Origin of the sequence: Streptomyces sp. NPDC056296, from assembly GCF_042268605.1 — a bacterium.
Classification (GTDB): Bacteria; Actinomycetota; Actinomycetes; order Streptomycetales; family Streptomycetaceae; genus Streptomyces.
In genome coordinates this window covers 181942-208396 of the sequence record NZ_JBHJRX010000004.1, presented here as the reverse complement: position 1 = coordinate 208396, position 26455 = coordinate 181942, and the positions used below count along the sequence as shown (strand labels likewise).

Below are 26455 nucleotides of genomic sequence, written 5' to 3'. Positions count from 1 at the left end.
TGGACGTAGATCTCAGTCACATCGACCACGTTGAACGTTCTCCTTGCCATCGTGCGCTTCCTTCGACCTCGAACCACTGATCGAGGAAGCGTGCGCCTTCGCGATGGCCAGGACCTACTACCCGCCGCGTCCGTCGTCCCCATGGGGAATTACGTGACCGCGGGGGTGGGGAATTACGTGACGCAGAACCCGCCCTGCCTGAGGAATTTCATGATCGCTCACAGGCTCTTCACAGAGTCCGTCAAGAAAGAGCCCCCGACCAAAAATGCCGGACAGTCGGCCTCCCTCAGAGCCTGCTCGAGATCTGATGTCGGAAGCTCTGCGCCCGTCGAAGACCGGCTCCTCCTCGCAAGCGATCTGGTGCGGGCGGTAGCGGTAGCGGCGGTTACTGCCTCGCCGCCGACCGCTTCGACTTCGAGAAGGTGCCGTCGGAGCCGTCGACGAACTGCAGCTGCGGTGGCCGGTCGTTCGTTCGTGCTCGACAGCCCTCCGGGAACGGGCAAGAGCCAGACGATCACCAACATCACCGGATTGATGCACGCCGACCGCAGCGTGTTGTTCGTCAGTGAGAAGGCGCGGCACTCGAAATTACGCTACAGGGCCTGACGTCCCGGCTGAACGACGTGCACGAGCCCTTCGTGACCGCTCGGCACGCCGTGAACAACTGACGCAACCCGCAACGGCCTCCCAGCGGTCGATGGACTGTCGGCTTGAGGCTCGTACCGATGAGGGGCTGGAGGTTGACCCCGGCCCCTCACCGCGATCATTCCTTCCCGAAGAGGACGTTCAGCGCCCTGTAGAAGACCGGCTCGATGCGCACGTTGCTTTCTTCGCGGTCGAGGGTCTGGAGCGCTTCCAGGCAGGTAAGTGCCCACCGGGCGTCGTCGAGTGTGAGGCCCGCGAGCTCGGCCGCTGCCACGCAGTCGGCGTCAGAGTTCCACCCTGTGCCGAGTTGCTCGACAATCGCGGCGTAACCCGCCCGTACCGTCTCGTCCTCCAGCAGGCCCACGGCCGTGACGAACTCCTGTGCGCCGTCCGGCTGACCGAGCCACTGCTCCAGCTCACTCAGGGCGAGGTCCTGGTCCTTACGTCGTTCGCGCAGTTCCATGACGCGGTCCAGCAGATACGGCCAACCACCCGTGGCGGCCACCAGCCTGGCCTGCCGCTCCGCGGTGTCGTAGACACCGTGCTCCTGTGTCCAGTCCCGCAGTCCTCGCAGGTCGTAGCGGCGCAGGACCACCACGATGTCGTCTCCGTCGGCTCGTCGGGCCTCGCTGCCCGACAGCAGCTCGCGCCAGAAACCGAACTGGGCGGTGCTCGAGATCAGAACCACCGAGCGGGTAGCCTCGGCTACGGTCGGAAGTACGGTCCTGGCCAGTTCCAGGGATTCCCGGCACGGTTTGTCGCCGCGGGTCACCAGGTCGCTGACGACCAGTTGTCGTTCGTTGCCCGACCGGCCTTCGGCGAGCGCCTTGCGGTACGCCTTGGCGCCACCGATCGGCGGCAGCGTCCATCCCGTCACACGACCGGTGGCGTCCCGCAGGGTCCGCTCCACGTCGTCGACCCCCGCTGCGTGGGTGCCGAGCACGACACGGACCTGGTTGCCGCCCTCACCGAGCAAGTAGTCGATCTGATTGATCGTGAGCGGGGCAGAGCGACGGCCACCGTCGAGGCCGGGACGGCTTTCCAGGACGACGGTCTCCTCAAGCCGCGACTCCTGCTCCGCGCTCCACAGGCGAGCCTCGATCTCCTGAGCCGTGCCGATCATACGTAGCGCGTTCGGGCCGCGCAGGTGCCAGCCCTGCCCGTCGTGGTTCGGTGCCAGGACTCCGAGGCCCACCATCTCCTGGAGGTAGGCACGAAAGCCCTCGCTGTCCAGCTTGTCGAAGCCCTGGAGCCACCAGCCGGCGCACTCGTCCCGTAGCTCACGGTCGCTGAGTCTGGTCTCCAGGCCGTTGTCACGCGCGTGTTGGGCAAGGACGTTGGCGATGACGTTGTAGCGGTCGTCGAGGGCAAGGGTGTCCTTGAAGGCCGCGGTGATGTCGGAGCGCAGTGACGCGTCCTGCTCGACCTCGTCCACGTCCGCCGCCTCGATGGTGTAGGGCGGTGGCACGAGCGGCTGACGAGCTCGCTTGTCCTGCATGACCTGCACCATTCGGCTGCCGAAGATCTGCAGGAGGAAGGGCTGGTACGAGCAGTAGCCGAGCACCCGGTTCACCAGGTCGACGTCGGCGAACTCGAAGCCGAGCGCCCGCATGGGGTGGACGATCAGGTCTGCGGCGAACTGCGGGGTGAGCGGCCCTACGACGGTCGGCGTCTGCGCAAGGTGGCTGAACGGGCCGTTTCTGGCCAGCCGGGTGAACCGCTGGACGGAGTGCAGCCCGGCGAAGACCACCTTGGCCCGGCCGCGGGAGTCCTCGCCCAATCCGCGCAGCCGACGCGTTTCGGTGCAGTCGGGCACGTCCGCCTCGAAGAAGCTGTCGCACTCGTCGAGAAGGATGAGCAGCCTTCGGTCGGCGTCCTGCGCCAGCCACTTGGCGATGCCGTCGGTCACCCGCTGCCAGGGTTCCGCCTGGGGGCCTCGACGGCGCGGCTCGTCCAGGACACCCGCCTTGGTCAGTTCCAGGTCCAGGGTGGGCCAGATCGCCGCCGCGCCAAGAGCGATGCCCTTGCCGATGCCGATCTTGTCCAGGTTGAGGTAGAGCTTGCGGTGTCCCGGCCGCTGTTCCACGAAGCGGTCCCCCGCGTCGGCGAGCAGCGCGGACTTGCCGAGCCCGCGGCCGCCGTAAATGATCTGTGTTCCGGCCGGATCGAGGATGCTCTTGCGTTCCTGGTCCCGTCCGTAGAACATCTCGCGGCCGATCTGGCCTCGCTTCTCCTTGATGTACGGGTTGACTCCGGAGAACGGCAGCAGCGTCTCACTGGCGGCGTCCACCCTCCGGTTGCCGTGTGCGGTGAGATAGGCGAGGGCTGCGTCGTCGACGACGAGGATCGGCTTGCTGCCCTGGGAGCCGGCGGCGAGCTCGGTACGCGTCCGGCTATCGAGCGTGCCGAAGTGCACGACGAGCAAGCTGCTTTCGTCGGGGTCCTGAGCAATGCGGCTGATGAGGAGCTTCGCCGGCGGGCACCCCCAGATCAGCAGAGCGCGCAGCTTGTCGCCCCGGTCCTTGAGCTGCGATCCGAAGGCCGGCGCCCAGGCACGGCCGTTGACCTGCGTCTCTCCGAGCTCGAAGAACCGGAAGTCCTTGCCGTACCGCAGCTTCTGCAGCGGCACCGCCTTCCTTGCTTCGAAGCCGAGCAAGGAGAGAGCCGGGGTCAGGTCGATGCGGGGGTTGATGTTGGCCCGGTCTCGCGTCGAGGCGAGCTTCGCCCACCGTTCCAGGGCGTCCGCGGCACGTTCTGCCTCGCCCTCGGACAGGGCCGAATAGTCCAGCACCGCCGGGCTGCGCAGACGGTCGCGGGAGCGGACCGCCTGGACCAGTTCGGGGGTGATGCCGCCGGGCAGTGCGTCGGGCACTGCGGGAAAGAACATCTCCAGATGGGATTCCTCGGCCCTGATCTCCGGTACGGGTTCGCCCAGTTCGAGGAAGTAGACCAGTTCCGCGGCCGTGGCCAGGCTGTCGTTGTCCAGATTGTGCCGGACCCGCTCCCGGTCGTCCTCGCTGATGTCGGTCAGGGCGTCGAGCCGGGCGCGGAGCCGGTCCGCGGCCTCCTTTCGGTAGTGGGGCAGCAGTTCGGCGACCCGGTCGAGGTTGCGCCGGATGACCGAGAGCTCGCGAGGCTCGCCGCTTTCGGTGTGCCCGGTGGCGTCGGCCAGCAGTTCTTGAAGGCTGACGTCCTGCTCGTCGGTGAGTGCTCCGTCCGCCTGTGCCCGGCGCAGTTCCGCACCGAGCGTGCGTGCCTGCTCGCTCAGCACACCGTGCCGCTGCTGCTCCGCCTGCGTGAGCCGGGCCAGCCGGTCGTCGTTCAGCTCCAGGTCACCGGCTGCGGGCAGCAGTCCGGTCTCCGCGAGGCGCAGGATGGCGCGGACGGCGGAGAAGCCGTCCCTGGCCACCCGGAATCCGATCGCGTCGTCCCACGTCCTGTTCACCGCCGCGAGCAGCTGGGCGACCGTGGGGTCCGCACCCGGCCAGTCCGGGAGTTTGTAGAGCTCGACGTCCAACAGCTCGCATACCTCGATCTCGGTCGCGGCCGGCGTCGAGGTGGTTGCGGACTCCAGCGCGCCGAAGATCATTTCCAGCAGTTCGCCCCCGGCCAGGGCCGCCGCCCTGGCCACCGGACGGCTGCGGCGACGGGCCGACGTCAACTCGCTCCCGGCCCGTTTGCGCAGCCCCAGCAGGGACAGCCGCAGACCGGCCACCGAGTCCGCGGCCCACCCGGTCTGCTCGGACCTGGCGATCCCCAGCTCGCGCTGAGCCGTGTGCCATTCCCAGATCGCGTCGCGCACCCGCTCGACGAACTGCCGTACGTTGTTGCGGCCGGAGCCGTGGATGACACGGCCGCCGGAACCGCGCAGTCCGCCGTCCATCCGGTCGATCTCGTCCTCGATGTGCGCAGGCCGGTCCAGCCGCTTGAGCAGGGCGCCGGCCCGCTCCTCGGCGTCCGCCGCCCCGTTGACCACGGCCGTCAGCACACCGCCCAGGAGTCCGTGCGGCATCAACCACTGCTTCACCATCTGGGAGGCGCGCTGGAATCGCATCCTCGGCGGGATGAGCAGATTCCTGCATGCCTCCACCGCGTCGTGCATTCGGCCCTCGGTCTGGGAGGCGTCTGCGACGACCGTGTGGAGCGGGGCCAGCAGCAGAGCGCTGTTCAAAGTGCGTTCCGCCACCTCCGCCGCCACCTGTTGCAGCGTGTCCGGCAGATGCTGTGACAGGGCCCGCAGCTGTGCGCCGACGACGGGAGCGCCGGTCGCCAGTGCGGCCCGTACCAGAACGGGCAGCAGGAGCAGCTCCAGGCCGCCGGCTGCGGCGTCGTTCTGGGCGTCCCACTCACGCAGGGAGTCCTCGACGAAGCGCGCCGCCCGGTCGGAGCGCGGGGTGAGCAGGTCCGACGCGGCGGCCAGGCGCAGCACGGCGGTCTCGGCCTCCGGCCGGCCCGCCGCGTGCGAGAGCCGGGCCGCGAGTCCGAAGCGCTTCTCGACGATGAGACGGGCGAGGGCCGACTCCACGCCCTCCGGCAGCCGGTCGACGGAAGCAGGCAGGGCTTGAACGGGCGGGGGTACGCTCGCGGGTACGACCAAGGCGTGGTCCGCTGCGGCGGCGGGCTGCTCGGCCTCCGGATTCCCGTCTTCCGACTCGGTCGGCATCTCGACCGGCGCCCCGACGGCGGATCCGGCCGGGTCCACGAAGGCTGTCGTAGCCTTCGGCTCGGGAGCCGCGGCATCAGCGACCTCGTCCGGCGCGATGGTGATCTGCTCGTACAGCACAGCCGCCACGGCATACGGTGGGTGGGCGAGCGACAACTGCTGCTGCGCCTCGACGATCCCCGCCCCCGACTCGGGCCGCTCCCTCAGCTCGACAAGTCGCACGAGCAGGCCGAGCATGTGCGCGTCGGCTTCGTCCTGGGTGTCCCAGGTACGTTTGGCGAGCAATTCCCCGGCGCGCCGCGCGGCGTCCGCGATCACGTCGGCCACCGCGCTGTCCGGCGCACAACCCAGGGTCAGTACGGTCGCCAGGAGGCGGCGAGAGCGCCCGTTCCGCTCGTCCCTCGCCCGGACGCCGTCGATCGCAGCGAGGAGATCCGCGAGGCGTTCGGTGGCGTCGGGGAAGCCGGCCGCCGAGAGCGCACTGCGGGCCTCGCCGAAGACCGGGGCAACGGCGGTGATCGTCACAAGGTCCGAGTCGGCGGGCGGGCACCCCTCCAGCAGCGCGCTCCTGACGCGTTCCGCGGCCTGCCGTGCTTCGTCGACGGTGCGCTGCAGGGTCTGACCGGTCAGGGCCAGGTCGTCGAGGGCGATTCGCTGTGACTCCGGTGCTCCCTCCGGCTCCTGCGGCCGGCGGGTTTCCGGCATCCGCTCCCCTTCCTGGGCCTGCTCCACCGAGGCACGTTCCGCTGCCCCGTCCGGGTTCTTCCTGGGAGTCGGAACGGCCATCGGGTCACCGCCGCCCTCACTGCCGGCGCCTTCATTCTGCACAGGTTGCGAGTCCAGCTCACGAGTTGCGTCGACCACCCGTCGCGCGGCCTCGGTCACCGTTTGCCGTGCGGCTTCGTCCACGTCGGCGCCGAACCAGTCGTGTTCGTCGACCCACATGAGCAGACGGGCGTCGAAGGCCGACGCATTGAGGCGGGAGAACAGCGCGAGGAGCACAAGGCGGTCTCCCCAGCGCTCGACGCGCCCGGCTGCCTGCCCGTCGACCACCCAGACGACATCGTTCGTGATCCGAGCGGTCAGGTGGGAGACGATGTGCTGCCGCTCGCGGTCCGATTCCAGTCGCTGCAGCCGCTTGAGTACCTGGTCGCTGAGTACGCGACCGAAGCTGCGTGGCACGACCTTGCGGAAGCCGAGGCTGCGCATCACGGCCTGTCGATCCGTGGGTGCCAGGGAGTTGAGGGCAAGTTCCGTTTCCTCCACGGTGAGCCCGGCGACAGAGGAAGCGAGTACCGGACCGAGCCCGTCGAGTGCTGTGGCCAGGGCCTTGAGCAGTTCGACGGGTGTGCCCGGCGGAGAGAGTGGCGGATCGGTGATCACCGGATGGCTGTGGGTCATGCAGTGCCGGCCTTCTCGTAGTGAAGCGACTTTTCGCGGTAGTTGTGAAGGATATTTGAAGATCGCGAAGGGTGGGGTGCGAATGGGCAGCGCAACCGCGGCCGTTCCTCGCCCTGGTCCGGTCAGCGCCGGCGGGAGTGGGCCGTGACGAACGTGTAGCCGCGAGGCAGTTCCCAGCCGTCCGCCTTGCCCACGCGTCGACAGTGCTCGCGGTAGGCGGCGCGCTGTGCGTCGGTCGGGGTCCAACCCGCGGGCAGTCGGCGCAGGAAGCCATGGACGAAGTGTTCGGCGCCGATGGTCTGCACGGGCCCGTTCCTGCCCGTACCGGGCCGCGGCCGCACCACGAGGTCGGGTGCATAGCCGATCAGTGGTATCGAGGTCTCGTCCTGACGTGCGGGATGGTGCGGTTGTCCATCCGCTCCACGGCTGCCGACCGCTTCGTACAGACGTCGCTGGTCGACAAGTTCAGCGACCGCCGCTTCGAGTTCGGTGACCTGTTGCGGGACCGGAGCCGAGGCGTAGACGCCGGCAGGCAGGGCGGAGCGGTCGAGCAGGGCGTGTCCGTCGGGCGTCAGTCGACCGAGTCGGCGGACGGCACGCAGGACGAGGCGCCGGGTGCCGAGACCACTGCCGGAGTCGCAGTCCCGGCCGCTGCCGGGCGCACCGTCGCGGGTCAGCACCTGAGGGTCGTACTGATGGCAGATCAGCTGTCCGTCAATCTCGACCGGGACCTCGAGTTCGGCCGTGGAGAGCCGGAAGACGGTCCCACCACGCGGCCACTGTACGTAGATCCGCAAGCCGGGGAAGAAGTCGATGGGCCACTCGATGCCGCGCAGCTGCCCGGTCTGTCCGGCAAGGTCGAGCGTGACCTCCTGTACTTCTTCCGAGGACTCGAGGGTGCCTCCGGGATGGCTGAGTTCCAGACGCAAGGGGTGGGTACCTGCTCCGAGCTGCTGAAGCCCGTACAGCACCCGTGGGTTCAGCGGGAAGCGATCCTCCATGAGGTGGGCGAGTCGGAGCGGTACCTGCCAGCAGATCTCGCTGTCGGTGATGCGCAGGTAGTTGGGGACTCCGATGGGTTCGTCCGGGACGGCCTGGCCCGCGATCGGGGCTTCCGGGGCCGGCACCGGCTCGGGTACCTCGGTGCGGTCAGGGACGTCCGTTGTGGTCCCCGCCGCAGTGTTCATGGTGTCGAGCCAACCTCGTTCAACCGGAACGAGGGGGCCGCCGCCGTCCGTTTCGTCCGAACCGGGGTGGTGAGATTTCCAGATGCCGCCGCACTCGAAGGCGTCGTCCAGCGTGATCAGTACACCGCTGCCCGAGCGGAGGCCGTTGTCGGTGTCACCGCGAAGAAAATCCGCGACGGCGAGATTGGCCCGGCACGCGGAAACCGCGTATTCCACACCTGCCAGGAGCGGTTCGGCACCGTTCAGCGCACGCAGCCACGGGCCGATCGCGGTGTAGGCCGTTCGAGGGCCCCGAAGGCCGTGTCGCCGGCGAGCCGACGGGATGGCGGAGCGCTCCAGGGAGCCGGTGAGGGCGTACAGGTCCGCCTCGCCGAGCGGTCCGTCGTGGCACAGTCCCGCGCCGATGCGGGTGCGTGCCAGGGCGTAATGACCCCAGCTGCGCAGGGCGTCACTGGTGCGCAGCGCGTACGCGACCGTGTCGAGCAGCCCGGTGAGTGCCCTTTCCAACCGTTCTTCGCTGCCGCTGCCCGCCAGTTGGACGACGGACACCGGCACGAGGGGACTCAGCACGGACTCCCGTTGGCGGGTAAGCAAGTGCCGCACGAATGCCGTGGTGTCGTCGAGCGCCGTCTCGGGTGCGGAGGAGTAGCGGGCATCCACGAGAACATGGCCATCCTTGTTGAGCCACTTCTGGCGGGCGCGGAATCGCTTGAGTTTGGCGTCGGGCAGTTGGAGCCCGGGGCCGAAGACCGTCAAGTCGGGGACGAGCAGCTCCCGGCGCAGAAGCCTCGTCGTGTGGTGGTGTTCACCCGGGTCTTCGGCGTCCGTCGGCACAGCAGACGTCCAGGCCGGGATGTCACCATTGTCGGACGCACAGGCACAGCACCCCTCCTTGTACACGATCTCGGCGTGCAGCGGATCGGATCCCGTTTCGATTCTGGCGAGCGCGCCGACGGGCAGAGCGGGTGTCTCGTCGCCCAGGGTCAGGCGGGGGAAGGTGTCGATGTCGAAGGCGCCGTTGCCGTACCCATCGCCGTCCACCTCGTAGCCGAAATAAGCGGCGTTGAACGCCACCGCGGTATGCACTGGCCCGCCCCGGCGGTCGTCGACGACGGCTTCGAGATACTTGCGAAGCCTGTCCATCTCTTGTGAGGGAGTGTCCCGGTGGCCGCCGGTCATCGCGGGGGTGAGCACGGGTTCGTGCTCGTACGGTCGCCAGATGTCCGCGTCGGTGTTGCACGTCGTCACGCGCCGCTCCTGTTCACTTCGGTCTCCTTCGCCCCAGGCCAGGTCGCACGGACCGCGCGCCACATTCCGCGCTCGTCCTCCGTGGCCGCCCCGGCCGAGGCGAGCCGGGCCAGGCTCTCGCCAACGGCCGACCAGGGGAGGTCGGCGCGGCCCCCGAAGTGGCGGCTGTCACGCAGAACTGGTGGAAGAGTGACCATCCTGCGGCTTCTCGGGTTGTACGAGGATTCGTCACCGCGCAGTGCCTGCCAGACTCTGCGGGGGTGCATGCCTTGGGGCTGGAGTTGCAGCAGTCGGTGTACCTGCAGGTCGACCCGGCGTTCACGCAGCGAGGTGTCGGACCTGCCCCCCTCTCGAGGGCGCGGGCTGTGGAAGGCTTCGGCCACGGCGGGCCGTCGCTTGTCGACCGTCGCGTGTGCCGAGTCCCAGCAGGTGGAGCAACGGCACCGGGCGTTTCCGCAGCAGCCTTCGGGTAGTTCGGCGATGCCGAAGTAGTCCGCGAAAAGCCGCTGGGCACAGACCGTGTGCGAGTCGTAGAACTCCCTGAGTCTCGCCAGCTCCTCCGTCGCGCGCCGACCTCGTCGGCCGAGCAAGCGCAGATAGCCGTCGGGCAGGGTGTGCTCGCGCACAGTGAGACCGGTGACAAGCCGACGGCTGGGTGCGGCGGAGACGTCGAGGAGCCCCCGGTCATGCAGGTCGGCGAGCAGTTCCCACGTCGCGGCCGGCCCGTCGGCGTAGGCGGCGTAGTTCGTGCAGTGCGCGTCGAGTTTCCGGTGGAGGAGGAGAACGTCGACCCGCGCGGGGGTGTCCCACGACAGGGCCGTGTCGATGACGGTGCGCTCGATCCGTTCCAGCTCGGTCTCCCGCCCGGGCTCATCGCCCGTCGGCCGTACGGCGGACGGCTTCTGCCGCAGGTCGCCGGGTTTGACGCCGCAGTACGGGGGGTGGTCGCCGTGGTCCTCCACGGCCCCGAGGTCGGCGAGGGCACTGAAAGCGCGCATGATGCCGCTCTGGTAGCGCTCCTGGGTGTGCCGGTCCTCCAGTTCCGCCTCGGTCAGGACGCCTGACGCGGCGTCCTGGGTCATGAGGGTGCCGGCCAGCTGCGCCGGATCGAGTGTGCCCTTGTTCTCGGCCAGGACGAGGACGCCCATGCGCCGCAGCAGGGCCGGTGGCAGTTCCTGGCCGGTCATGAAGCGCACCATGCGCAGTCCCCGGCTGGTGGCCAGGGCGAGACCGCTGTTGACGGGTCCGTCCGCATCGGTACCGCGGCCCGCACTGTCGCGTCCGGCCCGTCCGATCTGCTGGTAGAGGGCGGCCAGGTCGGTGGGCGGCGACACGCACATCACGGTGCGCACGTCGGGCCGGTTGACGCCGAGGCCGAAGGCGGATGTGGCGACCACGACGACGGGCGTAAAGGCTTGTTCCCCCTCAAGCGGGGCTTCGCGGAACTCGTGCATGACGGCCGACTTCTCCGCCTCGGTGAGCCGTCCGTGGAAGCGCAGCACGCGGACTCCGGTGTCACCGACGTACTCACGCAGGTGGGTGTAAAGAGTGTTGACCTCTTTGACGGTCAGGCAGTACAGGATCGCGTGGCCGTCCAGCGCGTCGACCACACGTTCCACCAGCCCCGCCACGCCGCCCTGTCCCAGCCGGTCCAAGGAGCGCCGGAAGACGGCCAGCTCCGGACGAATCGGGTTCTCCCGCACGGTCACGAGTCCACCGATGACCCCGGGACGTTCTGCTTCGGTGTGCGCCTGCGCCGAGTCTGTTGCGGGGACCGTCGGGGGCAGGGCGAACAGCCCTTCGCGCAGGGCTTCGTGGACGGCGCGGTTGGCGGTCGCGGTCACGGCGGTGACGGCCACCCCGTGTTCGCGGCGCAGTTCGTCCAGGAATCGGCCGACCCGGCGCATGCTGGGCCGGAAGTCCTCCCACTGCGCGAGGGTGTGCGCCTCGTCGACGGCGATCCGCGTGAGCCTGCCTGCCCGGGCCGCCTGGCGCACGGTCTCCCGGAAGCGGCGCTGGCACAGGCGTTCCGGGCTGACGTAGACGAGTCGGATGCCGTGTTCGGCCCGGCCCAGCAGCTGGTCCGCCACTTCGGTTTTGCCGGCCCGGCTGCTGGACTCGCGCAGCGGGGAGATGAGGGCGCGGACGGCTCCGCCGATGGAGCGGTTGAGTTCGAGTGCCTGGTCGTGCATGAGCGCAACCAGCGGGCTGACCACGAGGGTGACGCCGGGCAGGACGAGTGCGGGCAGCTGGAAGGTGAAGCTCTTTCCGAAGCCGGTGGGCAGCAACCCGAGCACGTTGCGGCCCTCGGCCACCGCGGCAATGGCTGCCTGCTGGGCGGGCTTGAGAGTGACCGGGTCGTCCGCAAGTCGCAGCAGGCCGGCGATACGGGCGCAGCGTTCCAGCACCTCTTCGACGAGTGCGCCCCGGTCCGTCAGTTCTCGGACCTCCTCCGAGGTGAGGGCCAGCTCTGCGATGCGCCGGGTGTGGGGCAGCAGGGTGTGCCGTTCCAGGGCGGCGTGTGTGCACAGTTCACCGGCCCGGCCTGCGTCGAGGGCTCCGTGGTCGGCCATGAACCGCCAGATACGACGCCACCCTTCGGCCATGGTGGTGACGTTGCCTCCGCCGGTTTCGCCCGTCTCGGGATCGGGTCGATCCAGACCCTCGTCGAGGCTGCCGAGGAAGGCGCGCCGGTAGGAGCGGCGCAGGCTGTTGTGACCGCCGAGTTTGCGGTCGCTGATGACGACGACACCACGGTGCCGGTCCGACCGGATCAGCCGTCCGACGGCCTGCCGGAGTTGGAGTGCGGCGAGCGGCAGGTAGTAGTGCTCCGTGGCGGCACCTTCGGGATCGGGGTGGCCCGCCTGCATCGCGCGTGCGGCCACGGCCCCACGGCGGGCCACGACGACGGGGGCAGCGAACGGCGCGAAGGGCAGTTTGTTGATCCAGACCAGGCGAAGCCGCTCGGCGTCGGAAACGTCGACGCCCTGCCATAGCCCTTTCGTGCCGACGAGGAACCCCCCACCGTCCTGAGGGTCGGTGAATGCCTGGTAGGCGCGACCGTTGCCGAGCGGGACGGCTTCGACGACCGGCGTTTCCAGAGCACGGGAGCGCAGCTCCGCCACGAGGTGGCAGCCGATGCCGGCTGCTGTGGAACGGGCAGTGGTCAGAACGAGGCCACCACCGTCGAACCCGTGTCCGTCGGCGCGCTGGCGCGTCGTTTCCGCGGCGAAGCCGGCCAGTTGGTGGGCAACCGTTCGCATCGCCCCTTCTTCCTGTTCGGCCCAGGACGGGAAGTCGGCGAAGCACACCACTTCGGCTTGGTTCTTGAGATCGAACGGGGAGGGCAGCGCCAGCTCCGGAAGACTCTCCGGGAGTCCGAGTCGACTCCGCACGAAATCCCACTCCCCGGCGACACGCAGGGTGGCGGATACGTAATGCACGCGGTCGAACGACTCAAGCCAGCGCCGCCATTCCGGGTCGTCTGGCAGGTCGACGGGACTGGTGGCGACTCGGAACCGGTAGGACCGCAGTTCGGCCTTCGGTTCGGCAAGCTCCTCCAGGTGGACGACGCGCGACGGAGGCGCCTCGTCCAGGGTGACGGCCGGGTCGAGGAAGGCTTCGATGTCGGCCGTGATCCGGTCGAGTGCCGTGGCGATGTCGTCCGTTCGCTGTGCGAGTGCGGCGAGCCGTTCCCGGACGAGCACGTCGATCTGGCCGGCGTGCTGCGCGGCGTACCGTTCCAGGGCGATACGGCAGATCGCGAGCGCCTTGGCGACGCTGTCCAGCAGACGGGACAGCCGGCGAGTGTCCCGGCTTCCGGCGGTGCCGGAGTAGGGGCTGGCGATGGTGGTCGCCCGGCTGCCGACGCGTACGCCCACCCCCTTGGCCTGGGCGTCGAAGGCCTGGGCCGCGAGCCGGGGCAGTCGTTCGTCGTCGAGCAGCCGGTCCAGCTCGCTGATCGCCGTGTCGGCCCGGTCCCGCTCGGTACCGGCAAGTGCCTCGCCGACCCACGACTGATGTTCCGCCAGTACCGCTTCTAGCTCCTGGTAGTCCACAGCGGTGGTCAGCGCCGAGGTCGCGGCGTTCTCGAGTTCGTGCGCCTCGTCTATCACGAGGAGCATGCCCGGGCCGATGGCGCGGAGGTCGTCGAGGTGCGACAGGACCAGCGCATGGTTGGCGAGGATGAGACGGTGTCCGCCGATGGCCTCCCGCACGGTGTCCGTATGGACGCTGAGTGGGGTCCCCGCACCGGGACCGTAGTCCCCGTCCCGCTGGGAGAGTGATTCGAGCCAGGCGGTCAGCATCGTGCGGCCGACGTAGCCCGTGAAGAAGGCGGGAAGGTCGACCGTGTCCACGGACCGCGCCGTCCACGACTGCGGTGGCTCCTCGGTCGCGAGCAGTCGCAGAGCGAGGAAGACGGAGAGTTCCCGGAAGCGTGTCTGCATGACGAACCGGGCGCGTCCCGGGGCTCGCTGCGAACCCCGGCGGGTGGCATCGGAGAGTGCTTTGGTCAGCGCCGCCAGGGAGAGCCGATTGGACTGGCCCTTGACCAGGTCGGCTACGCCCAGGAGGCCGGGGAGGGCCTGCTCCAGATCGGCGAGGTCCCGCGCCATCTGCCCCTGGAGTTGCTTGGTGTACGTGGCGATGACCGCCGTTCGCTCGTCGCCTCCGGCCAGCCAGTCGAGTGCGGCAGCAAGTACGGCGTAGCTCTTGCCGGTGCCCGTTGGGGCCTCCAACAGCCCGCTGACCCCGCGGTCGGTCCACTCGTGCAGTGCCTTTGTCATCTGCTGTTGTGCGGGGCGGGGCTCCACCTGCGGTCCGTGGACGATGCGTGCCAGGGCGGTCGGATCGACCCTGCCGTCGGAGTCGCGCAGCCTTTCCGGGACGACGACTGCGCTGCGCCCCGGTGACTTCTCACCGGGAGTGCGGCGAGGTACGTGCTGCGTGAACTCACCGCCCAGCAGGGCGGCTACGTCGGCCTGTTCCCAGACGGCTGGCACTCGCTCGCCGAACGGCCGTCCTTCGGCCAGTTCCCACAACAGCCGCCAGGCGGTCGATTCGGTCCCGACCACATCGGCGACGAGGTCACGCAGGCCGGGCATTCGACCGGCGAACTCGGCGGCGCCCGACTCCAGGAGGCGAACGAGGAGGGCGGCATCACCGTCGGCGGTGTGCGTCCGCGCCTCTGTTAGAGGGACCCCCACGTCAGGGGCCAGGTCGTGAAGACGAAACGAAGGAGCCGTCGGCCACAACGCATGGGCGAGATAGAGGGCGTCGACCTGCGGGACACCGGCAAGTGGATCGTCGGTCCCTGACTGCTGTGCCGCTTCGCTGACAACAGGAAAATCGAGCTCCGTTCCGTTGTAGGCGACCACGACGTCCGCACCCCGCAGACAGGCGCGCAGTCCGGTCCACGCCTGTTCGGCGGGAACTCCCCGGCCCACCACGGCATCCCGCACCTGGGCGTCACGCAACTCTTCGCTGTCCCCGGGAAACCTGAGGTAGCGCTGCCAGGGGCCGCCGGCCGTCACCCACTGCGCATCCGCACCGAACCGGACCGCTGCCACCTGGTAGACGTGCCGCTCTATGTAAGGCGCGGTTGTCGTGGTGCGTACGACGCTCTCGACGTCGAGCGCGACGGCACGAAGCGCGTCCTTTTCCGACCGCGCCTCGTCTCGCGCCCCGTCACCTGTCACTTCGCCAGCGGCAACCGATGCACGGTCGAGTACCTCCGGCCCCGATGCGTCGGCATGGCGAATGCGATCCCCCGAGGGAATCAGCAGACCACCGTCCAGCGCCTCCGCGATCAGCTTGGCCACTCGCGGCCGCGGGAGCTTGCCGAATTGCTGAGTTGCCCGCGTGACGAGTTCCTGCTCCGTGAGCCCTGCCGGAACGTCACGGACCAGACCCGCGAGCTTCCGTGCCGCGCCGGAGACCACCTGCCCATCGGTCACGACTTGTCCCCCACCATCTCGGGCCGACGCCTCCCGGCACCGCCCGCAGTCATCGTTGATCTCTTCGAAGTTGTTGAAGCACCAAGGAGGAAGCTGGCGCGTCGCCTTGGGCCCGGCCCCCGGACGACGCGGCGGAGGCGCACCGTCCTCACCCCTGCAAGCCACAGTCGAGAAGCGTGTGAATGAAAGCCCAGTCAATCACTGTTGCCGTATCGATGGCCGCCCATTGCACGAAAAGCATCTCGAACCGATTCCCGTCAGCCGACCCGCTTCCATTCCTGGCACCGGTTGGTCTTGAAGTACTCGCCCTTGTTGAGGGGCACCCGGCCGGTGCCCTGAAGGTTGTTGTTGGCGATGATCGAGCCGAACTCGCCGCTGGCATCCTTGGCCCGCTCCCAGTAGCAGCCCCACTCGTCCTCGGGCCCGGCCGTCTTGTACGTACCGGCCTTGATGTCCTCTCCGACGAGGTATTCGCCGTCGCCCGAGAAGGTGGCCGCCGGCCCCGGCTCCTTGGTCTTCTTCGGCTTGGCGGTCACCGTCACGGTCTCGGTCACCGTGGGCGCGGGTTCGGCCTCGGCGGCCGGCACCGTCTCCGTGACGGTGGCCGTGGGGCGGGGGCCGGCCTTCGCGTCTGCGGCCGCCTCGGCCTCGTTGCCCGTGTCGCCGCTCGCACCCATGCCCACTCCGACGAGCAGGGAGACGAGGGCGACGGCGCCGTACTTCAGCCACGCCCGGTTGCGGGAATCGGGCTGCACAGCCGGGGTGTGCGGTGGCATCGGCGGGAAGGGCGGCCGTCCGCCGCCGTACGGTCCGGTGGTCGGCTGAGTAGTGTGGCCGTTGTCGGAACCGAGGCCCGGGTTGGGCTTGTGGTCGGTCATGTTTCGCTCCGTTTCCTCTGCGCACAGGCGGGTCGTTCCGCACCGGCGCTCTGGAGTTCGTGCTGTCGGTTCCACTCGCAGGCAGCGGGCGAGGTAGGCGGTCGATGCGGCTCAGAGGCCGCGGATCTGGCGCCCCGCCTCGGTCGCCGGGTAGAGGATCGCGTCGGCGACGCGACCGCCGGAGTCCTTGACGCCTCCGCTGAAGTTGAGGCGGCCGGAGGTCCCGGTCTTGGCGGCGACGCCGTCCCAGTACTTCGCCTCGCGCTCCCAGCGGATACCGTCGAGGAGCCGGAGCAGGTCGTCCATGCGGAACACGGCCCCCGACTCGCTCCAGGGCATGGTGGGGTGTACGGCGATACCGAGCCCCGCCAGGACTGCCGGAGCGGTGATGGCGCCGCGCTCCGCGAACTCGCGGGCGTGACGGACGATCAAGTCGCCGAGAATGGGTACGACGGCAGCCTCCACCTGCTCGGGGCGGGCCCCCGCCGGCAACTCGTCCTCGTGCACGGACTCGGCGGAACGTGCGAGCCCGCCCCGTCCGTAGAGGGTGGTGACGACGAGTGCGCGCAACGCGGAGAGGGTGACGACCTCGCGGTCACCAGCGGACAGCTGCCGCTTGCTGACGTTCACGAGCCGGGCGAACGGCAACCGCTGGCCGTCGACGTCGATCCGTACGGAGTCGGCGACCAGATGGGCGAGGCGGGTACCGAAGTCCCGCTGGTCCATGGACATGGCGAGGTTCTTCGCCACGGCGACGCCCTGCACGTTGCGGTCGTAGAAGATCTGCCGCGCGTCCGCCGGGGCCAGGTCGACGTAGAGCTCGAAGGGGATGCGTACGCGCGAGAGCTGCGAATACGTCAGTCCGTACGCCTCCGGGTCGTCGTAGAGGTCGTGCCAGGCCGTGGTCTGGGTCTCGCCGTCGATGGCGATGACCATCGTGCCCGGGGCGACGGTCAAGGTACGCAGACCGGTGCCGAAAACGAGTTCCTCGCTGAGCGCTGCGAGCGGTCCGGCGTGCCACAGGGTGATCGGCGGCGTGGACCAGGCGGCCCCGAGCTCGCCCTTGATACCGGCGGCGATGTACTCGGCGTACGGGCGGACGTTCTTGCCCTTCTGCGAGGACTTCAGCGTGCGCTGCACGGTGGCGCGCAGTTCGGCGTGCCGACGCACCAGGCCCGACGCCGCCTTCAGCTTGCGTGGGTCCTCCTCGGCGCGGGGCGAGGGCACCAGCTGGACGAGTGCGGGCACCGCCATCGTCCCCACGACGGCGTCGTCGCGGAACGGCATGACGGTGAGCTGGGTGCCCTCGACGACGGCGGTCGGCATGGTCAGATGCATGGGTCTCCCCCTGAAGATGCCTGCGTGGCATCTGAAGCGGTTGGGTGGGCGCGGCGGTGTCGACACCATCCACGCCGGAAGCGCGACCAGATAAACAGTAGAACGAAAGCGTTGTCAATCGCCTTGACGGGCTTGACGCGTGCTGTAGGTTGTTGACTGTCAGCTACCGAGAGGTCCAGGAACCGCCATGCCCCAGCAGCCCACCGCGCAGGTGACGGCAGCCGAGATTTCCCGCATCGCCGGAGTCACGCGCGCCACCGTCAGCAACTGGCGCCGCCGGCACGACGACTTCCCCGAGCCCTCCGGCGGCACGGAGAGCAGCCCGCTGTACGACCTGGAGGCGGTGCGCGCATGGCTGACCGCGCGCGGTCACGCCTCCGCCGCGAGTCCGGCGGAGGAACTCCGGACGATGCTGCGCCTGCACGGACGTACCGGCAGCGGTGCCGCTGGCGACTCCGCCGAGCTGCTGCTCCTCGTCCTGGCAGCGGCCCGCCGCTCCCCCGCCGAGCTGGCGGCGACCGCCGGCCTGTCCGACGCGGACCTCGCTTCCGAGACCGAGCGCGACAGAGCGGCCGTCGCCGAGGCCGTCCCGGGAACGGGTGACGGTGCCGCCTGCTTTACGGCCAAGGACGCGCCGGTCCTCCGCGCGCTGTACGCGTGTGTACGCGAGTCAGGCGGCCAGGCCACACTGGGCGTCCTCGCGGAGTGGGAGCTGGAGGACAGTGCGGCGAGCGGCGCCTACCGGACCCCCGAGCCGCTCTCGGACCTCATCGCCCGGTTGGTCCCGGGCACTGCGTCCAGCGTCCTCGACCCGGCCTGCGGCAGCGGTTCCCTCCTCGCGGCTGCCTCCCGGCACGGCGCTCGCGAGTTGTACGGCCAGGACGTGTTGCCCGTTCAGGCCCGCCGCAGCGCCGTCAGCCTGATGCTGACCGCACCGGATGCCACGGTCACCGTCCGCACCGGGGACAGTCTCCGCGCGGACGCCTTCCCGGACCTGCTCGCCGACGCCGTACTGTCCAACCCGCCCTACGGAATCCGGGACTGGGGCCACGACGAACTGGCCTATGACCCGCGTTGGGCATACGGCGTCCCGGCCCGGGCGGAGTCGGAACTGGCCTGGGTACAGCACGCGCTCGCCCACCTAGTGCCCGGCGGCTACGCGGTCCTGCTGCTGCCCCCGGCCACGGCCGGGCGAGCGTCGGGACGGCGCGTACGCGCGGAGCTGGTACGGAGCGGAGCGCTGCGCGCGGTGATCGCGCTGCCGGTCGGCGCGTCGTTGCCGCTGCACGTGGGCCTTCAGGCGTGGGTGTTGCAGCGCCCCGAGCCTGAGGGCGCGGAGCGCAAGTCCGTGCTGTTCGTAGACACGACAGCGGAAGCGTCGGCGATGGCGGCCGGGCGCGGTGGGACGACCGCGCCGACGCGGACGCGGGGTGCCGGCCGGTCGGCGTCCGTGGACTGGGCGGCGGTCACGGCACGGGCGTTGGAAGCGTGGGAGGCGTTCACGGCGGCCCCGGACGCGTTTGAGGGCGAGCCGGGTGTCGCGCACGCGGTCGGCGTGGTGGACCTGTTGGACGACGTGGTGGACCTGACCCCCGCGCGGCTCGTGCGGGCGTCACGGGCGGAGGTCGATCCAGCGAAGTTGTCGGCCGAGGTGGATGCCACACGAGAGGGCCTGGTGAAGGCCGCGAAGGCCCTCGCGCGGACGGCCGGTCGCGAAGGGTGGAGCGCCGCGGGCGCCGACGCCCGGGAGTGGCGGACTGCGACGGCCTCCGACCTCTCGCGGGGTGGAGCACTCACTCTGCTCCGCCCCGTACCGGACAGCGCGCGCACACGGGCACACGCCGTAAGCGGTGAGAGCGGGCTCCAGGGGGCACGGGCGGTACTCACCGGCTCGGACATCGCGACCGGGTCGGGGCCCACGGGAGAGCCGACGGAGCTGTACGACGACACGTCGCCCGTGATCGCCGTGGGGGACGTCCTCGTACGTGCGGTCGCGAGCGTGGAAGGCGCCATGGCCCGGGTCGCGGGCGAGGGAGACGCCGGCGCTCTGCCCGGCCCGCACGTCCACCTCTTCCGCCCGGACCCGGCACGCCTGGACGCCTGGTTCCTCGCCGGGTTCCTGGGGGCGGAGGAGAACATCGCGGGTGCGTCGACGGGCAGCACGACCCTTACCGTCAACCCGGGCCGGCTGCGCGTGCCGCTGCTGCCACTGGAGGAGCAGCGGCGGTACGGGGAGGCGTTCCGGCACGTTCACGGACTCCGGGCGGAGGCTCGGCGGGCGACGCGGTTGGCGGAGGAGACGGCGCGATTGCTGGTAGCCGGGCTCACTGGCGGACAGTTGCTGCCGTCGCCGGGAGACGGCTGAGTCAGTTGGCCGGAGGTACGCGGCCAGGTGGCGATTCGCCCCATTCGGCACGCAGGCCTTCACACATAGACCACAATTGGCAGACCGCTCCGGGCGGCCGCTCAGGGCGGCTCGGCTCGGGCGGTGGGGTTGGGACATTTCAGAAGGAATCCGGGGATCCAGTTGAACAGCAGTAAGCACACGGAGTTGGCGAACCACGCGTGGTCCGTCGCCGACCTCCTGCGGGGGGACTACAAGCAGTCCGATTACGGCAAGGTCATCCTGCCGTTCACGGTGCTGCGGCGACTGGAGTGCGTGCTGAAGCCGACCCGCGAGAAGGTCGCGGAGATCGCGGAACAGCACAAGGACAGCGGCATCGACCCGGACCGCTTCCTGCGGCGGGCCTCGGGGCACTCCTTCTACAACCGGTCGCGCCTGACCCTGAAGAAGATCGCGGCGGACCCGCAGAACGCGGCGCAGAACCTCATGGTCTACGTGGGCGCCTTTTCGGACAACGCGCGCGGCGTGCTGGACCGCTTCGAGTTCGCGCAGCAGATCAAGCGGCTGGACAGTGCCGGACTGCTCTACAAGGTCATCGGCAAGTTCACGGACCTGGACCTGCGCCCCGAGATCGTGCCCAACCACAACATGGGCTACATCTTCGAGGAGCTAATCCGCCGCTTCGCCGAGCAGTCCAACGAGACGGCCGGTGAGCACTTCACGCCGCGTGAGGTCATTCAGCTCATGGTGCGGCTGCTGGTCCTCCCGGACGGCGACGCGCTCCAGCTTCCGGGCGCGGTGCGTACGGTCCTCGACCCGGCCTGTGGCACGGGCGGCATGCTCTCGGCGATGGACGACCTGATCACCGAGTTCAACAAGGACGCCACGGTGGAGGTGTACGGGCAGGAGTTGAATCCCGAGTCGTGGGCGATCTGCCGGTCCGACCTCATGATCAAGGGCCAGGACCCGGAGAACATCGCCTTCGGCAACTCCTTCTCCGACGACGGCCACAACCGCAAGACCTTCGACTACATGCTGGCAAACCCACCGTTCGGCGTGGAGTGGAAGAAGGTCAAGGACGAAGTCGAGCACGAGCACAAGGCGCTCGGCGAGGCCGGCCGCTTCGGCGCGGGGCTGCCGCGCATCAACGACGGCTCGCTGCTGTTCCTCCAGCACATGATCTCCAAGATGAAGCCGGTGGATGTGAACGGCGGGGGCGGATCGCGCCTGGCGATCGTCTTCAACGGCTCGCCGCTGTTCACGGGCGCGGCCGGCTCGGGCGAGTCGGAGATCCGCCGCTGGATCCTGGAGAACGACTGGCTGGAGGGCATCGTCGCCCTGCCGGACCAGCTCTTCTACAACACCGGCATCTCGACGTACTTCTGGATCCTGACGAACAGGAAGAGCCCGGACCACAAAGGCAAGGTCGTACTGCTGGACGCGCGCGACCAGTGGCAGAAGATGCGGAAGTCGCTCGGCGACAAGCGCAAGCAGCTGGGCGCGGACCACATCGCGACGGTGGTCAAGCTGTACGGCGAGGCGCTGGCCGTGGTGGGGGACGCGGAACACCCGATGCACGGCAAGGTGAAGGTCTTCCGCAACGAGGACTTCGGCTACCAGCGGATCACGGTCGAGCGCCCGCTGAAGCTGCGGTTCGAGACCACGGAGGAGACGCTGGCGGCACTGGAGGCGTCCAAGCCGATCCAGAAGCTGCCGCAGGCCCCGGCCCTGGCGGATGCCTTCAAATCCCTGATGGGGTCGAGCTGGGGCACCAAGCAGGAGGCATGGCTCGCGTTGAAGGACGCGGTGGTCCAGGCCGGCGGAACGTGGCCCACGGGGGCGCCGTTCAACAAGGCGCTGCGCGAGGTCATCGGGGTGCGGGACCCGGAGGGCGAGGTGCAGCTCATCAAGGGGCAGCCCGAGCCGGACGGGGAGCTGCGGGACTACGAGAACGTGCCGCTGGGTGAGGACGTGGAGGAGTACCTGGTGCGGGAGGTCCACCCGCACGTACCAGATGCGTGGATCGACCACAGCAAGACGAAGATCGGGTACGAGATCCCGTTCACGCGGCACTTCTACGTGTACGAGCCGCCGCGGCCGTTGGCGGAGATCGACGCGGAGTTGAAGGCGCTGGAGGCAGAAATCCAAGACTTGCTGGGGGAGGTCACGGAATGACCAGTGCAGATCAGTGGCTTAGCTCAGCACCCGCTCACTGGACTCGTGGGCGCCTGAAAGATCTCATTTCCTCTTCAGCCAACGGCATCTGGGGCAGTGACCCGGTCGAGAATGGCAACAACGTCCGCTGCATCCGTGCCGCAGACTTCGATCGCGTGGGTCGTCGCGCAGGCCTCTCGAACGCGCCATTGCGCTATGTGGAACCCTCGTCACTCCGTCAGCACGTTCTGCGTCCCGGTGACCTTGTCCTGGAGAAGTCCGGTGGCGGCGAGAAGCAGCCTGTAGGAATGGCCGCCCTGTTCACCGAAACTGACACAGCAGTGTGTTCCAACTTCTGTGCGCGCATCAAGCCGTCTGCTGACGTCGACTCTAGATTTCTAACCTATGTGTTCGCTGCAGCTTATGGGCAAGGAGTGACCCAGGTCGCGATCAAACAGACTACCGGCATCCAGAACCTCGATACTGGAGCATTCTTCGCCTCCCGTTGGGCCTTCCCCGCGAAGGAGGAACAGCGCCGCATCGCCGACTACCTCGACGCCGAGACCAAGCGTATCGACACGCTCGTCGCTGCGAAGGAACAAGCCTCCTCTCTCATCGACGAGCGTCGCATTGCTTTGATCAGCCAGCACTGCCTTCGAGGGACAAACGCACAAACTGATTTCAAGGACAGCGGAATCGGCCCCCTCGGCTCGATCCCGGCCCATTGGGCGATCAAGCGGAACAAGACTTTCATGTGCGAGGTCAACGACCCCTCGCAGCACGGCAGTGAGGAACTTCTGACGGTTTCTCATCTCACAGGTGTCACGCCACGACGTGAGAAGACCGTTTACATGTTTCAGGCCGAGTCGCTGGTCGGATACAAGAAGTGCCGGCCAGGAGACCTCGTCATCAACACGCTCTGGGCCTGGATGGGGGCGCTTGGAGTGTCCCGACACGAGGGCATCGTCAGCCCGGCATACGGTGTCTACCGCTTCACGTCGCAGGACACGCTGCCCGAGTATTTCGACCTGCTCTTCAGGACTCCCGAGTACGTCACGGAGATGACCCGTTACTCCAAGGGAGTTTGGACCTCACGCCTCCGCTTGTACCCGGAATCGTTCCTGGCCCTGAGCACCCCTGTTCCCCCTCTGGACGAGCAAGAAGCCATCGTGACCACCGTGCAACGGAAGATCGGCCCGGGCCGAAAGCTCCAGGATGCGATCCGGCGCTCTAACAGCCTGCTGGCCGAACGACGCTCGGCCCTCATCACCGCCGCCGTGACCGGCCAGTTCGACGTATCTACCGCCAGTGGCAGCAACGTGACCGAAGGAGTCTCCGCATGAGCCCCGTGCACGACGAATCCTCCTTCAGTTCCGCCATCGTCGCCGCCCTCTGCGAGCGAGGCTGGCGGGAGGCGAACCCTGAGGACTACCAGGCCGACCTCGGTCTGGACACCAACGAGCTGTTCACCTTCATCGGCGCCACCCAGCCCGACGAGTGGAACGAACTGCTCACCGTCTACGGCGGCAACCCCAACGAGGCGCAGCGCGGGTTCGCACAGCGACTCGACCAGGCCGTCGCCGATGACGGGCTGCTCCAGGTCCTCCGCAACGGCGTGAAGGACCGCGGGGTCCGTCTCCGCGTCGCCTACTTCAAGCCGAACCTCATCTCTGCCGACTCCGTCCTCGACGGCTACCGGGCCAACCGCCTCACCGTCGTCCGCGAGCTGCCCTACGCCACCAAGCAGGCCGACTGGGGCCACCGCCTCGACCTCGCCCTGTTTCTCAACGGCATCCCCGTCGCCACAGCCGAGCTGAAGAACCCGCTCACCGGCCAGGGCGTCGAGCAGGCCAAGGAGCAGTACCGCACCGACCGGGACCCCACCGAGCTGATTTTCACGCGGCGCGTCATCGCGAACTTCGCCGTCGACCCCGACCTGGTCTTCGTCACCACGCAGCTGCGCGGCAAGAGCACCCAGTTCCTGCCGTTCAACACCGGTTCGAACGGCCCCGGTCAGCCCGGCGGCGCCGGCAACCCGGCGCCCACCGCGCACGGCAAGTACGCCACCTCCTACCTCTGGGAGGAGGTCTGGCAGCGGGACAACTGGCTGGACCTCCTTCAGCGCTTCGTGCACCAGCAGAAGGAGAAGACGCCCGGCGGCGGCGTCACCAAGAAGACAATCTTCCCCCGTTTCCATCAGTGGGACGTGGTCCGGAAGCTCACCGCGCACGCCTCCGTCCACGGTGCCGGCCAGAACTACCTGGTCATGGCCTCCGCCGGCTCCGGCAAGTCGAACACCATCGGCTGGCTGGCCCACCGCCTCAGCGATCTGCACGCCCGCACGGACCCGGCCGTTCTCCGACCCGACGCCCTGGCCGAGGGCCGCATCAAGCCCGGCGAGCCCGTCTTCGACAAGGTCATCGTCATCACGGACCGCCGCAACCTGGACGCCCAGCTCCGGGAGACGGTCGGCAGCTTCAGCCAGACCGACGGCCTGGTCGTGAAGGTCGACGAGAAGCACGGCGCGAAGAGCGAACAGCTCGCTCGTGCCCTCTCCCGGGACACCGGCAAGATCGTCACGGTCACCCTGCACTCGTTCCCGGCGCTACTGGACTACATCAAGCGCAACCCGACCGAGATCAAGGGCACCCGCTTCGCGATCATCGTCGACGAGGCGCACTCCTCCCAGTCCGGCGACGCCGCCACCGCCGTGAAGTCGGCCCTGCGCGACCTCGGCCTGGACGCCGACGCGGACGACGAGGGCGCGACCACGGTCACCGTGGACGACAAGCTGAAGGCGAAGGCGGTCGAGCGCTCGCACGCCGCCAACCTCTCCTACTTCGCGTTCACCGCCACCCCCAAGTCCAAGACACTCCAACTCTTCGGCACGGAAGGCGTGGAGAACGGCAAGACCGTCTACCGCCCCATTCACACCTACTCCATGCGCCAGGCCATCGAGGAAGGCTTCATCCTCGACCCACTGCGCAACTACGTCACCTACAACACCTACTGGAAGCTCGCGAACCTCAACCGCGACGAGAAGGAGGTCGACCCCTCCAAGGCGAACAGCCATCTCGCCCGGTTCGCCCTCATGCACGAACACACCGTGTCCCAGCACGCCACGGTGATCGTCGAGCACTTCCTCGCCCACACCCGCGGCCGGCTCGGCGGCCGGGCCAAGGCCATGGTGGTCACGGCGTCCCGACACTCCGCCGTGCAGATGGCCCGCGCCATCCGGAGCTACATCGCCGACCGCGAGTACGACACCAAGTACCCCGACCTCGGTGTCCTGGTCGCCTTCTCCGGTTCCCTCACCATCGACGGTGACGAGACCACCGAGGTCAAGGAGAACGGCGGCCTCTCCGAGGGCGCGCTGCCCAAGGCCTTCGCCTACACCCGCGCCGACGACAAGGCCGTGAAGGCCGGCGGCAAGGGGCAGCAGGAGCACCGGATCCTGGTCGTCGCCGAGAAGTACCAGACCGGCTTCGACCAGCCGCTGCTCACTACCATGTACGTCAACAAGACGCTGACCGGCATCGCCGCCGTGCAGACCCTCTCCCGCCTCAACCGCACCGCCGAGCGCAAGTCCCAGGCCGACCTCGCCGTCCTGGACTTCGTCAACGAGGCCGAGGACATCCAGGACGCGTTCCGCCCGTACTTCGAGGAGGCGCACACCCTGCCCTCCGACCCGAACCTCCTCTACACGGCCCAGAGCCGCGTCATGTCCGCGCCGATCATCTCGGAGCAGGACATGGACGAGTTCGTCGCCGCGTACTTCGAGGCGCAGGAGAAGGCGGGCGGCTCGCAGTCCAAGTGGGAAAAACTGCACGCCGAGCTGTACCGGCTCCTCTCCCCCGCCGTCACCCGCTTCACCACCTTCCTGGAGAGCGAGGAGGAGGACGACGTCGAGGTAGCCGAGGAGTTCCGCGCCAACCTAAACGACTACGTCCGCAAGTACGGCTTCCTCGCGCAGATCGTGCGGTACCGCGACGCCGAGTTGGAGCGCCTGTACCTGTACGGGCGGTACCTGCTCAACCGACTCCCCCGGCTCGCGGACGGCGGTGTCGACATAGGCGAGGTGGACCTCAGCCACCTGCGCGTCGAGAAGACCGGCGAGCACGACGTGTCCCTCAACCCCGAGGGTGCCGCCGAGCTCAAGGGGTTCGGGGATGGGGTGGGCGGTGCCACGGACGCCGAGAAGTCACTGCTGTCCGAGCTGATCGAGAAGTTCAACGCCAAGTTCGGCACAGAGTTCACCGAGGAAGACGTCCTCCCGGCCTTCAACGCGACGAAGGACGACCCGAAGGTCCGGGCCGCCGCCGTTGTCAACGACGAAGAGAACTTCGGCATCGTCTTCGACAAGAAGTTCGAGGAGAACATGATGGATCATGTCTCCACGATCGACACGCTCGGCAAGCGGTACTTCGGTACCGACCGGGACTTCAAGTCCAACCTCGACCGCAGCGCACGCCGCGCGGCCTGGCGGATGATCCGCCGGGAGGAAGGGCTGGAGGACATCTGACGCGAGCGGGGGGGGGGGGGGGGAGGGAGCAAAAAACAAAGGGAGAAACGTCCTCTTACACCCAAACCCCCCCCCCCCCCCGCCGCCATGTTCCGGACCGCCACCCCTCTCACCAACC

Annotated in this window: 9 protein-coding genes; 4 read left to right on the top strand and 5 right to left on the bottom strand. The window is 68.7% G+C overall.

Going from position 1 to position 26455, the window contains the following annotated elements; all coding sequences use genetic code 11:
• Positions 1-763 precede the first annotated feature (763 nt).
• The 5 genes from ACFCZF_RS04925 to ACFCZF_RS04905 all read right to left on the bottom strand — a co-directional run bounded on the left by ACFCZF_RS04925 (position 764) and on the right by ACFCZF_RS04905 (position 17317).
• Complete coding sequence (locus tag ACFCZF_RS04925; protein ID WP_376670440.1) at positions 764-6709, bottom strand: hypothetical protein; 5946 nt, start codon at positions 6707-6709, stop codon at positions 764-766.
• A 122-nt stretch (positions 6710-6831) separates the two neighbouring features.
• Positions 6832-9144, bottom strand: a complete 2313-nt coding sequence (locus ACFCZF_RS04920; RefSeq protein WP_376670439.1) for a hypothetical protein — start codon at positions 9142-9144, stop codon at positions 6832-6834.
• Positions 9141-15101, bottom strand: a complete 5961-nt coding sequence (locus ACFCZF_RS04915; protein WP_376670438.1) for a DEAD/DEAH box helicase — start codon at positions 15099-15101, stop codon at positions 9141-9143. The genes ACFCZF_RS04920 and ACFCZF_RS04915 overlap by 4 nt, the downstream gene beginning before the upstream one ends.
• Before the next feature lie 257 nt (positions 15102-15358).
• A complete protein-coding gene (locus tag ACFCZF_RS04910; RefSeq protein ID WP_376670437.1) occupies positions 15359-15979 on the bottom strand; it encodes a hypothetical protein in 621 nt (206 codons plus the stop codon).
• A 111-nt stretch (positions 15980-16090) separates the two neighbouring features.
• Positions 16091-17317 (bottom strand): DNA sulfur modification protein DndB, encoded by a 1227-nt coding sequence (locus ACFCZF_RS04905; RefSeq protein WP_376670436.1) that lies wholly within the window; start codon positions 17315-17317, stop codon positions 16091-16093.
• Positions 17318-17504: 187 nt separating this feature from the next.
• On the opposite strand from ACFCZF_RS04905, the gene ACFCZF_RS04900 reads away from it, so the two are divergent.
• The 4 genes from ACFCZF_RS04900 (at position 17505) to ACFCZF_RS04885 (ending at position 26337) form a co-directional block, all read left to right on the top strand.
• Positions 17505-19682 (top strand): N-6 DNA methylase, encoded by a 2178-nt coding sequence (locus ACFCZF_RS04900; RefSeq protein ID WP_376670435.1) that lies wholly within the window; start codon positions 17505-17507, stop codon positions 19680-19682.
• 162 nt (positions 19683-19844) lie between these two features.
• Positions 19845-21836, top strand: a complete 1992-nt coding sequence (locus ACFCZF_RS04895; protein WP_376670434.1) for an N-6 DNA methylase — start codon at positions 19845-19847, stop codon at positions 21834-21836.
• Positions 21833-23158 carry a restriction endonuclease subunit S gene (locus ACFCZF_RS04890; protein WP_376670433.1) on the top strand — a complete coding sequence of 442 codons (1326 nt, stop codon included), beginning with the start codon at positions 21833-21835 and terminating at the stop codon, positions 23156-23158. The genes ACFCZF_RS04895 and ACFCZF_RS04890 overlap by 4 nt, the downstream gene beginning before the upstream one ends.
• Positions 23155-26337, top strand: coding sequence for a type I restriction endonuclease subunit R (locus tag ACFCZF_RS04885; RefSeq protein ID WP_376670432.1), 3183 nt, complete (start codon positions 23155-23157; stop codon positions 26335-26337). The genes ACFCZF_RS04890 and ACFCZF_RS04885 overlap by 4 nt, the downstream gene beginning before the upstream one ends.
• Positions 26338-26455 lie beyond the last annotated feature (118 nt).

Coding starts and splice junctions, on each gene's coding strand:
- ACFCZF_RS04905 (WP_376670436.1), bottom strand. CDS start 17,317: ATGCATCTGACCATGCCGACCGCCGTCGTCGAGGGCACCCAGCTCACC.
- ACFCZF_RS04900 (WP_376670435.1), top strand. CDS start 17,505: ATGCCCCAGCAGCCCACCGCGCAGGTGACGGCAGCCGAGATTTCCCGC.
- ACFCZF_RS04885 (WP_376670432.1), top strand. CDS start 23,155: ATGAGCCCCGTGCACGACGAATCCTCCTTCAGTTCCGCCATCGTCGCC.
- ACFCZF_RS04910 (WP_376670437.1), bottom strand. CDS start 15,979: ATGACCGACCACAAGCCCAACCCGGGCCTCGGTTCCGACAACGGCCAC.
- ACFCZF_RS04890 (WP_376670433.1), top strand. CDS start 21,833: ATGACCAGTGCAGATCAGTGGCTTAGCTCAGCACCCGCTCACTGGACT.
- ACFCZF_RS04925 (WP_376670440.1), bottom strand. CDS start 6,709: ATGACCCACAGCCATCCGGTGATCACCGATCCGCCACTCTCTCCGCCG.